This window comes from Brasilonema sp. UFV-L1 (assembly GCF_012912105.1).
Taxonomy (GTDB): domain Bacteria; phylum Cyanobacteriota; class Cyanobacteriia; order Cyanobacteriales; family Nostocaceae; genus Brasilonema.
In genome coordinates this window covers 74691-87290 of the sequence record NZ_QMEA01000063.1, presented here as the reverse complement: position 1 = coordinate 87290, position 12600 = coordinate 74691, and the positions used below count along the sequence as shown (strand labels likewise).

14 protein-coding genes and 1 tRNA gene are annotated in these 12600 nt (G+C 41.4%); 8 read left to right on the top strand and 7 right to left on the bottom strand.

The genetic code is table 11. The features are described from left to right. The first annotated feature begins 296 nt into the window (after positions 1-296). The gene (locus DP117_RS18860) at positions 297-551 is read left to right on the top strand and encodes a DUF4212 domain-containing protein (protein ID WP_169219805.1); all 255 of its coding nucleotides are present in this window, start codon (positions 297-299) and stop codon (positions 549-551) included. A gap of 9 nt (positions 552-560) precedes the next feature. Beyond that, positions 561-2240, top strand: coding sequence for a sodium:solute symporter family protein (locus tag DP117_RS18855; protein WP_169219804.1), 1680 nt, complete (start codon positions 561-563; stop codon positions 2238-2240). Between the two features lie 319 nt (positions 2241-2559). On the opposite strand, the gene DP117_RS18850 is transcribed toward DP117_RS18855, so the two are convergent. Together DP117_RS18850 and DP117_RS18845 are read right to left on the bottom strand one after the other, a co-directional pair. Next, positions 2560-3678 carry an ABC transporter permease gene (locus DP117_RS18850; RefSeq protein ID WP_169219803.1) on the bottom strand — a complete coding sequence of 373 codons (1119 nt, stop codon included), beginning with the start codon at positions 3676-3678 and terminating at the stop codon, positions 2560-2562. Positions 3679-3762: 84 nt separating this feature from the next. Further along, the gene (locus DP117_RS18845; RefSeq protein ID WP_169219802.1) at positions 3763-4638 is read right to left on the bottom strand and encodes an Npun_R2479 family HD domain-containing metalloprotein; all 876 of its coding nucleotides are present in this window, start codon (positions 4636-4638) and stop codon (positions 3763-3765) included. A 1325-nt stretch (positions 4639-5963) separates the two neighbouring features. On the opposite strand from DP117_RS18845, the gene DP117_RS18840 reads away from it, so the two are divergent. Beyond that, positions 5964-6035, top strand: a tRNA-Gly gene (locus tag DP117_RS18840). 116 nt (positions 6036-6151) lie between these two features. On the opposite strand, the gene DP117_RS18835 is transcribed toward DP117_RS18840, so the two are convergent. Both DP117_RS18835 and DP117_RS18830 read right to left on the bottom strand, forming a co-directional pair. Continuing rightward, positions 6152-6361, bottom strand: a complete 210-nt coding sequence (locus tag DP117_RS18835) for a molybdopterin-binding protein (protein WP_169219801.1) — start codon at positions 6359-6361, stop codon at positions 6152-6154. Positions 6362-6461: 100 nt separating this feature from the next. Next, on the bottom strand, positions 6462-6764 hold the full coding sequence (locus tag DP117_RS18830; protein ID WP_169219800.1) for a LysR substrate-binding domain-containing protein: 303 nt from the start codon (positions 6762-6764) through the stop codon (positions 6462-6464). A gap of 238 nt (positions 6765-7002) precedes the next feature. Here DP117_RS18830 and DP117_RS18820 point away from each other — a divergent pair, with 238 nt between their 5' ends. From DP117_RS18820 to DP117_RS18805, 5 genes are all read left to right on the top strand, one after another. After that, entirely contained in the window at positions 7003-7596 is a 594-nt protein-coding gene (locus DP117_RS18820) for a TetR/AcrR family transcriptional regulator (RefSeq protein WP_169219799.1), read from the top strand. A 127-nt stretch (positions 7597-7723) separates the two neighbouring features. After that, positions 7724-8047, top strand: a complete 324-nt coding sequence (locus tag DP117_RS36335) for an SDR family NAD(P)-dependent oxidoreductase (RefSeq protein WP_339381316.1) — start codon at positions 7724-7726, stop codon at positions 8045-8047. After that, the gene (locus DP117_RS36330; RefSeq protein ID WP_248277716.1) at positions 8034-8528 is read left to right on the top strand and encodes an SDR family oxidoreductase; all 495 of its coding nucleotides are present in this window, start codon (positions 8034-8036) and stop codon (positions 8526-8528) included. Before DP117_RS36335 ends, DP117_RS36330 begins: the two co-directional genes overlap by 14 nt. After that, positions 8525-9349 carry a 3-methyl-2-oxobutanoate hydroxymethyltransferase gene (gene panB / locus DP117_RS18810; protein WP_169219798.1) on the top strand — a complete coding sequence of 275 codons (825 nt, stop codon included), beginning with the start codon at positions 8525-8527 and terminating at the stop codon, positions 9347-9349. Before DP117_RS36330 ends, panB begins: the two co-directional genes overlap by 4 nt. Further along, entirely contained in the window at positions 9346-10155 is an 810-nt protein-coding gene (locus DP117_RS18805; RefSeq protein WP_248277715.1) for a glutathione S-transferase family protein, read from the top strand. Before panB ends, DP117_RS18805 begins: the two co-directional genes overlap by 4 nt. Positions 10156-10480: 325 nt before the next feature. Here the strand turns inward: DP117_RS18805 and DP117_RS18800 are convergent, their stop codons facing one another. Genes DP117_RS18800 through DP117_RS18790 form a run of 3 tightly spaced genes read right to left on the bottom strand, consistent with a single transcriptional unit; the run spans position 10481 to position 12546 of the window. Further along, positions 10481-11179, bottom strand: a complete 699-nt coding sequence (locus tag DP117_RS18800; RefSeq protein WP_169219797.1) for a Uma2 family endonuclease — start codon at positions 11177-11179, stop codon at positions 10481-10483. Positions 11180-11215: 36 nt separating this feature from the next. After that, complete coding sequence (locus tag DP117_RS18795; protein ID WP_169219796.1) at positions 11216-11920, bottom strand: precorrin-2 C(20)-methyltransferase; 705 nt, start codon at positions 11918-11920, stop codon at positions 11216-11218. Further along, positions 11917-12546 carry a precorrin-8X methylmutase gene (locus tag DP117_RS18790; protein ID WP_169219795.1) on the bottom strand — a complete coding sequence of 210 codons (630 nt, stop codon included), beginning with the start codon at positions 12544-12546 and terminating at the stop codon, positions 11917-11919. Before DP117_RS18790 ends, DP117_RS18795 begins: the two co-directional genes overlap by 4 nt. Between the last annotated feature and the right edge of the window lie 54 nt (positions 12547-12600).

Below are 12600 nucleotides of genomic sequence, written 5' to 3'. Positions count from 1 at the left end.
ACTTTTTTTGACACAAAAGCCTCCTCTTCCTTTGGTTGAGGTGGCTTTTGTTTTTAATGCTTTGTTTATCCACTAGACATCCAATACGGTTCGGTTAAGCTGAAGTTCCCCTTTGACAAAGCTGAAGTTCCCCTTTGACAAAAAAGTGTAGTGTATGCATAGAAGGGCTTTTGGCAATTTTGACTTCAGTTTTATTGGTCAATCGTAAAAAAAATTTTGAATTTTAAACTTTTCTAGACCCTAAGTCCCACTTCTGGTAAGATTTTTGTTACATTTTTCATGCAGTTACTTAAAAAATGAATCGCGAAAAGAGTCGCTCTTATTGGCGTGCTAATACTGCTTTAATTCGCAACCTTTTAATAGTTTGGGCGCTAGTGTCTCTCGTTTTCAGTATTTTGCTGGTACAACCATTGAATACAGTACGTTTTTTTGGCGTACCGTTTGGCTTTTGGATGGCACAGCAGGGCTCAATCTTAATTTTTGTGGTATTGATTTTCATCTACGCCTTCCAAATGGACAAGTTAGACCGCAAACATAATATTAGAGGGTAAGAAAAAACTGTGTCAGTTGAAATTTGGACTATTTTAATAGTTGGACTTTCTTTCCTAATATATCTTTACATCGGTTGGCAATCACGAGTTAAAGATAGTAAAGGTTTTTTTGTAGCGGATCAAGGAATACCCTCTATTGCAAACGGTGCTGCTACTGCTGCTGATTGGATGTCTGCGGCTTCTTTCATTTCAATGGCAGGGCTAATTAGTTTTATGGGCTACGATGGCTCCATTTATTTAATGGGTTGGACTGGAGGCTACGTGCTGTTGGCACTGTTGCTCGCTCCTTACCTCCGCAAATTTGGTAAGTATACAGTACCGGATTTTGTCGGAGACAGATACTACTCTAACATAGCCCGTCTGGTGGCGGTCGTGGCAGCCATTTTTGTCTCCCTAACTTATGTTGCTGGACAAATGCGGGGCGTTGGCATTGTTTTCAGTCGCTTTCTGCAAGTAGACATTAACACAGGTGTCGTCATCGGTATGGTGATCGTGGGCTTTTTTGCTGTGCTAGGCGGTATGAAAGGCATCACTTGGACACAGGTGGCACAGTACTGCATCTTAATTATTGCTTACCTCATTCCAGCAATTGCAATTGCTGTACTACTCACAGGCAATCCGATTCCCCAGTTTGCATTTACCTTTAGTGACATTGCCGACAAGCTCAATCAAATCCAAGTTGATCTTGGGTTTGCAGAGTATACTCAGCCATTCGTCAACAAGCCCATGCTGGACGTGCTGTTAGTTACGATTGCTTTGATGGTAGGAACCGCTGGGCTACCCCACGTAATAGTACGTTTTTATACAGTTCCAGACGTGCGTTCCGCTCGGTTTTCTGCTGGCTGGGCACTGTTATTCATCGCTATTTTGTATACTACCGCTCCCGCCCTCTCCATGTTTGCCCGTTATAACCTAATTAATTCGCTGCACAATCATACTGTTGAGGAAGTGCGGCAGTTAGACTGGGTAAAAAAGTGGGAAAACACAAAACTGCTGACCTTTGAAGATAAAAATGGTGACGGGCGTCTACAGTTAACTCCAAAAAAAGACACGAACGAGATTACGATTGACCGAGACATCATTGTACTTGCGACTCCAGAGATTGCTAAACTGGCTCCTTGGGTCATTGCTTTGGTAGCCGCTGGCGGATTAGCAGCCGCTTTATCTACAGCATCAGGACTGTTACTGGTGATTTCTAGTTCCATAGCCCATGATGTATACTACCGGATCGTTGACCCAGGAGCATCAGAACAAAAACGGCTGTTTGTCGGACGCTTGATGGTCGGTTTGTCTCTGGTTGGTGCTGGATATTTTGGGGTGAATCCACCAGGTTTTGTGGGTGAAGTCGTGGCTTTTGCTTTTGGATTGGCTGCTTCTAGCTTCTTTCCAGCTATCTTCCTGGGTATATTTGACAAACGCACCAACAAAGAAGGGGCGATCGCTGGTATGGTGACAGGTTTAATCTTCACAGTGGCATACATCGTAGGTGTAAAGTTCGGGGGTATGCCACCTTGGTTCTTTGGGGTTTCTGCTGAAGGAATTGGTACTGTGGGTATGCTGCTAAACTTAGTTGTTACCCTTGTGGTGTCTCGTCTAACGCCACCTCCTCCAGCAGAGATTCAGACACTAGTGGAGGATTTACGCAGTCCGGATATTGAGGAAACACAATCAATTAGAACTGTGCATTAGTAAAAAGTGAACTACCTACACTGTATGCGCTAGACATCTCCAAAAACTATTCTTAAAGCCTTGTGCTGTCTAGGTTAATGTTGAATTTCAAACAGAGGTCTGTTGCATCAGTGTAGGCTTCTGAAAAATTCCCTCCACTCAGAAAATTAGGAGGGGTGTATGCTAAACCAATGTTGATAGAGTGGACTCCGAAGTGTGCTGATGATGGACACTCTGGACACTGCATAGCAATCGCCCTAATTCATCTTTCTCTTCTGCAACGCCATTTTTTTGACACCAATATAATATTGCGAACAGGTCTATTTGAGTTTTTCAAAATCTATCTCTGCAAACTACGGGGATCTAAAGCATCCCTTAGCCCGTCACCTAGCAAGTTAAAAGCTAACACTGTCAGAATAATCAACATAGCTGGAGGCCAAATTAGCCAAGGTTGCAACACCAAAATAGAAGCGTTAGTTGCAACAGATAACATATTACCCCATGAAGGATCCGGTTGTTGAATTCCTAACCCGATAAGACTGAGTACTGCCTCTGCTGCAATAAAGCTAGGAACAGCGAGTGTAGCAGAAATAATAATATAAGTGGCGGTTTGTGGTAACACGTGACGAACAATAATGTAAAGTGGATTGCCACCCATTGCTTTTGCAGCTTGGACGTATTCTCTCTCTTTAATAGAGAGGACTTGTCCGCGAATGACTCGTGCTAATCCAGCCCAACTGATAAACGAAGTAATTACAACAATCAGCAAGAAGCGTTCTGTACTAGATAACCCTGGCGGTAGGACAGCACCTAAGGTAACCAAAAGATAAATACTCGGAAAAGTCATGAGCACTTCGCTTAAGCGCATAATCACACTATCAGTCCAGCCACCGAAATAGCCAGAAATTCCTCCAATCAACATTCCTAAGGGAAAAGTCAGGGCAACTCCAATAATACCGATAAATAGACTTATTCGACCACCATGCAGCAGGCGACTGAGTTGATCTCGACCTTGGTCATCTGTACCTAAAAGGTTAAACTTTGCCTCACCAACAGCACCAAACAAATGTATATTTAGCGGGATACCACCAAATATTTCTACCTCGTCCCATTTTGGGGGTAATGGTAAATTCAGCTGAAACAGACGATACTCAGGTCCTTTGACAAATAGTCTTAGGGGAGAGGGCTTTTTAAAGTCTACGATGATTTGGCGATCGCCCGTTTTTAAATTCGTGTCTCCCTGAATTGTTGGATAAATATGAGGACCAATAAATTGCCCTGATTGTTTAGAAACCCAGTAAACACGAGTTGGTGGTAGTAGAGAACCATTAGCTTGTGAGGTGTAAGGGTTATAAGGGGCGACAAAATCAGCCCAAATGACTGCCACATAGAAAACCAAGAGTAAAATTGCCCCAAATCTTGCCAAAGAATTTTTCTTTAATCGATGCCACCAATTCATAATAGTTGCGAGTTATGAGTTATAAGTGATGAATTATAAATTATAAATTCTGAAACTTTTTTAGTTATTTATAATTTATAACTTCTAAGCACGGAGTTTTTCAACAAGATATAAAGGTTCTTCTTGAAGTTTTTCGTGTTCTACAACAAACACATTTGAGTAGAGATTAGCAACAATCTGCTTTCCTTGTTGTGTGAGCGAAAGGTAGCGTAATCCATCCTTGATATAGAGAGAAACAACATTCCAGTAGAACTTGGCATAGTTCTTGCGTAAATCACCAGGGTTTTGATAACCCAATACCTTATTCATTCCAGTCTCTTCAAATTCGTAAAACAAAGAGGTAATCTTGTTTAGGTAACGTGGGTCGCTCAATTGTCCAATTAAATCGGCAGCACGCACTAAACCTGCAAAATTATTTGTATTTTGGTGGTCGTCTTGTGCTGGTACTGGAAACCGAGTCAATTCAATATTGCTCTTAATCACTTCTGAGTCTATCAATTTGTGACCGCCAAAACGCTCATCAATAAAAAGCTTTGCCCGATCTACATGATATGGTGTGAGACTAGCATCAGAAGCTCCAGGAATCAGAGAAATCATGTTTCCATCTTTACCGGAGGCGTACAAACCTTCGTTCTCTTGGTCTTGTCGGCAAACTCCTTTGACATAACCAATATCATGACACACTAAGGATATAATAAAATGCAACCAGTCTTCACAAGAAACACCTCCTTCACGAATATGTTTACCGCGTAAAATTTCTTGTCCAACCAAAGTTACTAGGATAGAATGTTCTACGTTATGATAAAGAGCGTCACTATTGGCGATATTTTCCAACGCCATGTTACCTGCCCAAGCTATAATGTCCTGGTAATCTTTTTTTAAGCCGCCGTAGGTGCGACGGTAGCCTTCGCGAATTTGAGCTACAAACGCATTAATCAAAATTTCAGTGGCATTAAACATAATTAGTGACTCAGTTACATACCAAATCATTATTTATTATTGGTTTATCTCAAATTTGCATAATTTGGTGACCGTTGAAGCACTGAAAAAAAGGCAAATTACTGCTTGTAGCTGTTCATAGTCTCAACATATCTACTAACAGCGCTTATATGCAAGAGATAGGAAATTTTTATGAATTTAGCAAAATACTAACCTGCCTTCATAAGTTGTGTATGGTTCCAGACTACTAATCAGTAGTAGTACAGTTTTGTTGTTACCTTAGCATCACTCAATTAAGTAACTTGTTCCTGCTTTGGCAAAATCGTGACAATAGTCACTAATCAATTTGAAAGATAAATTTGAAAATATTACAGCTAGCAACACAAAAGATACGTCATAGTTAATATACAGTAATTAATTGTAAGCTTTCTTAAGCAAAACTGCCTAAAAGTGTTTGAGAAAATGCAGGTATAACTGTGGGTGAGAAAAATTTTTCAGAATTAGAGGTGTGCCCGTGTTTACTCGTTTTGGTGCGGAAGTCTTCATGAAGGCAGAAGGCAACCCATGCTAAAAAACGTGAGATTAAAACTTCGACCAAAGCTCCGGAGGCTCCGGCTCCGCACCGTATTTTCAGTGCAAATGTACTATACAAATGTCATTACGAGAGTAATTACTAGAAGCACAAAAACTTAGACATTTCCCGAATAAGCCAGACATCGTTTGTATAATTAGATGTAGCTTAAAAATAGAAAAATGTCCAAGTATGTACCACCAAGAGTTGTCTGGATTAAAAGTATCAGTTAATACATGATATATCTATGTCAAGTGTGCATTTAAGGACAAATCTATGGTATTTTAAAAAAACCGGAATAAACACCTCAAATTCTCTAAGCAAAACCTTTTGAGAATTTACAAGGACGTACGATAGTTACAAAAGTTTGAGACCAGTATAATTAACGATACTAACTCTTTAAGATTGCATCAGAAAGAAAGTTTCTGCGTGCAGACTTTTTATGATTTTTTGAACCGAGAAAAGGTTGCCGTTAGCAACCCTTTCTCTCTCCTCTCTCAATGATTATTATTATCAAGTGGATGCTTTTTTTGAATTCTTTTGGATAATTTATTTTTTGGAAGTTTCTAACCATCTTTGGTCGAAATATTTGCTAAGATTAGCATTAAGCTGTTTGTTGCGCTTAGAAAATGCATTTTTTGACTTTGAAAAAAACCGTCAAATCCTTTCCCAGCCTACGGCACGAAGCGCCCCTGGAGGGGCGCTGCGCAAACCCTAACACTCTCGATAGTACAGTTGTACGCGAACAGCTTATCCGAGGGTGCTTACCTGACTTGCGGGTGTAGTTCAGTGGTAGAACGTCAGCTTCCCAAGCTGAATGCCGTGGGTTCGAGTCCCATTACCCGCTTGACTCTTGTCGATTGCCAAATGATATATTCGTAGATAAAACCCTCATTGTAGAGAGGGCTTTGGAAGTTTCTACTGTCGTCTCTGAATTATTCAGAATTTTATTAAATAGAAATTTTAATCAACGGCAACCATCACATCTGAAGATTTAATAATGGCGTATGCCTTCTTACCTTCAGTCAGTTGAAGCTTTTCCACTGAGGACTTAGTGATGATTGAAGTCACCTCTACTCCTGGAGCAATTTCCAATATTACCTCGTTGTTAACAGCTCCTTCGACGACTTTTTTCACAGTAGCTTTAAAAGCATTACGCGCACTGACTTCCATCTTTCAATTTCCCCTGTATCATTGTGACTCACTCATATTAGCAACAATTGTCTGTTGTAGTTAACAGCTGAAGCACTGATATTACCATCATTAAACTTTTTTAACTATAAAAACTGTTGTCACTACGAAATATACCCAACATCATCTTGATTTTCTGCGCTTGTCTTTCAGATTTTCTGAAAGCAAGCCAGATGTGATTGGTGACAGACTTTGCAGGTTTAAGAATTAGCGTTAATTGATTTGTCTGTACCCATTCCTGACACAGATAATCAGGAAGCATGCTAAAGCCAAAACCATAAGTTATTGCTTGTCGAATTCCTCTTAAATCTGGAATCACGAGTTTGGGATTGACATCAATTCTTCTACCGAAGATAACCCGCCAGAAGCGACGAATAATCGGCATCTCTTCGCTGATTGGTACTCAATATCTGACTTATGTAGCTTTGGGCGAACACCAGGACGTTAATCCTCAGGTTGTTGAACAAATCCTGACTCTGTGTGCTTAATAAAATAACGGGATAAAACTTGTAGTTGCGCTCTTTGCGCAACTACAAGACAGTCAGCAGTCTCTACATCTGGGCTTGACTAAAAACAATATTTCCATTTATAGTGAAGTAGACCAATCGGTCGGAAACACGTACATGTCTAAAGGCGAAGAAACAAAAGAGAAAATTCTTCAACAAGCAGCCGAACTGTTTAATCAACAGGGGTATGCTGGCTCTTCTATTTCAGACATTATGCGTGTCACAGGATTGCAGAAAGGAGGGATATACAACCACTTCAAAAGCAAAGATGAACTAGCACTGCAAGCTTTTGACTTTGCGATCGCCCAACTGAGACAGCATTATTTAGCCGCAATCCGAACCAAGCGTCATGCAGTTGAGCGCCTGCAAGCTATCTTTGATGTATTTAACAGCAATATAAATCACCCAATCATCAAGGGAGGGTGTCCCCTTCTGAATACTGCTGTTGAGAGTGATGACGCTCATCCTATTTTGCGTAAACGCACTCAACAAGCGATGAACTCTTGGCGTCAGCTTTTTTATCGAATTATCCAAAAAGGAATAGAAAAAGGTGAAATTCACTCAACAGTTGATGCAGATGAAGTGACCACCATTATTATTTCCACACTTGAAGGAGCTGCAATGATGAGCAAGCTTTATGGAGATTCAATTCATCTTGAGCGAGCAATCAATCATTTGACTAATTACCTCAACAGTCAATTGCGCATTTAAAGCAAGTAAACTTGCTTGAGTTTCGTTGGCTCAAAAAAAGACCGTTCAGTCTGAAAAAAGACGGAGTGAAAAATCATAGTTCAATGAGAGGAAAGCAATGAGTGATTTTTGTGGTCAGGTGGCGTTGGTGACGGGAGGATCACGAGGTGTAGGCGCAAGCGTCGCCCGCATATTAGCTGAACGTGGTGCCGATGTAGTCATTAACTACCACAGCAAAAGTTCACGTGCTCTTGAAGTCGCCAATACAATACGTTCCATTGGTCGCCGTGCCCTGGTGGCTCAAGCTGACATGACCAGTGAAAGCGATATGAAGAAAATGATAAAGCTTGTAGAGGAGAAGTTTGCACGCCTTGATCTGCTTATCCTGAACGCGAGTGGTGAACCAGTACTGCGGGAGGGTCTCCCTCCGCAGGTATCTGGTGAACCCGGAGGGAGGATTGGAAAAAGATAAAGCAATTGACTATGCTATGCAACTCAACCATGTAGCCCAAGTCCGTGCCGTTGACCGATCGTTGCCACTAATGCCAAGAGGTGGACGCATTATTTTTGTGACTAGTCACCTTGCACACTTTTACGGGCAGAAGCCTGTTTCTCCGATAGTATACGAGCCAGTGGCACAGAGCAAAAAAGCTGGCGAGGAGGCTGTGCGATCTCGTATAGCGGAACTGGCGACCAGAGGTATTAAACTGCTAGTAGTCAGTGGCGACCTAATTGAAGGCACTATCACCCCAAAACTCATGCAACGGCATAACCCTGGTATGATAGAGTCCCGTCGCAAACAGGCAGGTTCTCTCCCTAGCGTTGAAGACTTTGCCCACGCTATTGTTGATTGTGCTGCAAATACTCAATTGGAAAGTGGAGCAACTATTTTCGTGGGAAGTACAGAATGGGAGATAGCTCAGGCACAATTAAACCAAAAGAGTTTCTTATGAAAAAAGACTCAGCTTACTTGCTCGCCAAAAAACAAAATCATCAGAAAATAGTAGCGCTTACAGCGTATGACTATCCTACAGCGCTGTTGCAAGATAGAGCTGGGGTAGATGTCATTTTTGTTGGTGACAGCGTAGGAACAAATATCTTAGGTTACGACAGTGAGCAGGAAGTCACGATGGATGATATAGTCCATCATCTCAAAGCTGTTCGACGAGGAGTATCGGAAGCATATATTCTTGCTGATTTGCCCTATGCTTCTTATGAAACTCCAAAGCAAGCTTTAGAAAATGCCAAAAAACTTTCAGCAAGTGGAGCGGACATTATTAAGTTAGAAGGTGTTCGAGAAGAAATTGTCAAGCATCTGATTGAAAATGATATAAAAGTGTGCGGTCATCTTGGCTTGCTTCCACAAACTCAACAAGAGAAGAAAGTACAAGGAAAAAGTTTTGAACAAGCTAAAGAATTAATTGAAGGTGCGCTCACTCTAGAAAGAATTGGAATATCTGTACTCTTACTTGAACTGATTCCTGAAGAGCTAGGTCAAATCATCACTTCCAAGGTAAAAATACCTACGATTGGTATTGGTTCAGGTCGGTTTACTGATGGACAAGTTCTCATTGTTAACGACATTTTAGGAATCACACCTCGTCAACTGAGACTGGCAAAAAAATATCAGGATTATCAAACTCTGACTGTTCAAGCAATAGAACAGTACAAAAAAGAAGTTGAGCAAAAGATATTTCCATCAGAAGAGAATGTTAGACACATGCTGCAAGAAGAATTACAAAATCTCATTCAATGGGTAAAGCAAAGTTTATGAACACAGAAAATAACCAATCCAATATCAATATGTTGTCTCATACCCTGACTAGTAACAAAAAACCCTTTCGTCTGATTACACTCCCTATCAGTCATTATTGTGAAAAAGTAAGATGGGCACTCACTAAACTGAAACTTCCTTACATTGAAGAACCTCATATGCCACCATTTCATCTATTAGCAACAGGTCGAGTTGGTGGAAAATCAACTCCTGTTATGATCATTGAAGATGGTGCTTTAACAGATTCAACTGATATCTTACAATACTTGGACAAACTTGCCCCTGATAACGCCAAGTTATACTCCACTGACTCTGACTCACGCCAACAAGTAGAACAACTAGAAGATTTATTTGACGAGCAGCTTGGACCTGCTACACGACGTTGGGCTTATTTTCATTTCATGAATAATTCTAAGTTGATGAAACGTATATGGTCTAATGGTGTGCCCTTTATTGAACGGGCATTATTTCCAGTCGTTTTTCCTACAGTCCGTTCAATTGTTCAGCAGAAACTAAATATAACCCCAGAATCTTCTGCACAAGCTTACGAACAAATCAACAGTATTTTTGAGCAAGTGAGCGAATTATTAGCAGATGGACGTACTTATTTAGTTGGAAACAACTTTTCTGCTGCTGATCTCACCTTTGCGGCGCTTGCTGCTCCCGTTGTTAGACCGCCAGAACATCCAATGAGTTCTGCTAGCTTGGAGGAATTGCCATCCAAATTGATATCTGAGATCAAAAAATTCCGTGAAACCCCAGCGGGAGCTTTTGCACTACGTCTTTATCACGATAGAAATCATTAAACAATTTTTTTGTTCATTTACAGACCGCTCAGTCTTTTCTATCAAACTAGTGAGTTGCATAGAAAAGACTGGGCATTTAACGATAGAAATACAAAGTGCTATAGCAGTCCAAAATCATTTGCGAGAATTTCTCTTCCTGTTCTTTATTACGACTTACGCAGAAACCGGGTTTCTTTACGAAAAATTGTCGTTTTAGCCATAAATCTCTGTCTGTGAAACCCGGTTTGTTTCGTGTCTGTGCGTAAGTCCTGTTTATATCTTTTGTGGTTTGTTAAAACAAATCTCACAACTCAAATAGGATTGCTATATATCTGAGTGACTAAACTCAAGAATGACTCCCAGCTTGAAAAATTTGTTGGCCAGTTAAGCTAAGTTCTGGAAATGTTGGGGATTGGATGCGTTCACCGAAGGTGGCGGCTTCCGCATCATCTCCCCTAAATTGGGTAACTTGGTATTCACCTTCCACCAAATAGTAAACAGAAATAGTAGGTTGTTTGGGGTTACCAATGAACTTATGAGCGCCAAGAGCAAGATAATCTACAATCCAGTATTCAGGAATTCCAATTCCTGAATACTCACCATATTTTTTGTAGTAATCATCACGCCAATTGGTACTAACCCTTACGGGTTCGTCAGTTGCTTCAACGCGGGGAACCCGCGCAACGCACTGACTCACAACTTCAACCACCAGAGGAATTGATGCACCTTGAGTTACAGTAGATTCCTTTTTCCAAAGTGGTTCAGTTGCCAAATTAGGACGATTTAGTATCAACACATCTGGTGAGTAACCTGATTCACTTTCAGGTGGTTTAACTAGTGCTGTTTTGGGTATGGAATAGGGAAGATTAAGGCGAACATATTCTAAAGTGAATTTTTCCGCTAAAAATCCAACAATGTCTTCATGATCTCCCAATGGTTGCGACATTTCAACGATTACCCCATCATGCAGTTCATAGCGTTTTCCATCTGGTTTCCACTCCACAAATTCTTGAAATGTGACTAGTTTGCGTAGGGTTTGAGTCATCTATTTTCCTCCTTTTGTTGCTGTTTTCTACCTCACTTATAAATGACTTTTACTGGGCACCAAAATCATCGAAAAATAAGGCACTTGGGATGGATCCATATCATCCAAGGAAACAACTCGCTGGTTTGCCATCGTCCCTCGTTCAATGTAACGCGCCCGTGACGCCAGTCCTAATTTATGCAACACATCACGAACTTTTGTAAAATGCCGTCGCAGCTTGATAATGACAGCAGCATCAGCATTTAACAATTGTGCTTCCAAAACTTCGGCTGGTAAGGGGGCTGGTAGTACACTAAAAACATCGTTACGATAACTCAGAGGTACTCCTAGTGCAGAAGCACACCCCATCGGTGAAGAAACTCCTGGCACAACTTCTGTTTCAAACTGGTCAGATAGTCGTGTAAACACATACATGAAGGAGCCGTAAAACAACGGATCACCCTCACACAGTACCACCACATCCCGTCCGGCGGTAAGATGTTCTTTTATAGGAATGACAACCTGATCATAAATCGGTTGTGCTGCATACTGATCAAGAGCGCGGGGAAGATGATACTGTAGCTCGATTTGATTGCCAGGCAGATATTGGGCTACAATACCTCTAGCAATACTTTCTTTATCGTCTGCAGATTGATAGGCCACCACTGGGCAAGAACGTAATAGCCGCAGTGCTTTTAGTGTTAGAAGTTCTGGATCGCCAGGACCGACTCCTATTCCGTAAAGACGACCTTTGTTCATCATTCTTCCTCCGTTGCTAAGGCGTTAACTGCAGCGGCGGCGATCGCACTCCCACCCCGTCGTCCATGCAATGTCATAAATGGCACACCCCGACTATCTGCTGCCAGTGCTGCTTTCGACTCTGCCGCTCCCACAAACCCAACGGGAAAACCCAGAATGAGCGCCGGTTTTGGAACTCCAGCGTCTAACATTTCTAATAGCCGGAACAAAACAGTAGGTGCATTGCCAATTGCTACCACTGCCTCTTGTAATACTGGTAACCATAATTCCAAAGCAGCAGCAGAACGGGTGGTTTCCAATTTTTGAGCAAGTTCTGGCACATCAGGATGATTGAGAGTGCAAATGACTGAATTGTCTGCTGGTAGTCGTCGGCGCGTAATACCTTCTGCTACCATTCGACAATCACACAAAATCGCTGCCCCTGCTGCTAAGGCTGTACGCCCAGATTGTACAGCCGTTGGTGAAGCTACTAAGTCATCAACAATATCTGTCATACCACAAGCATGAATGAGACGCACGGCTACATTTGCGACATCGGGAGCAAGCACAGACAGATTTGCCTCAGAACGAATAATGGCAAAGGATTTGCTATATATTTCGTTACCGTTTTTTATATAGTTAATAGTCATTTGTTAATTGTTAAACGAACCGCCAAGACGCCAAGGACGCCAAGAATAAAGATA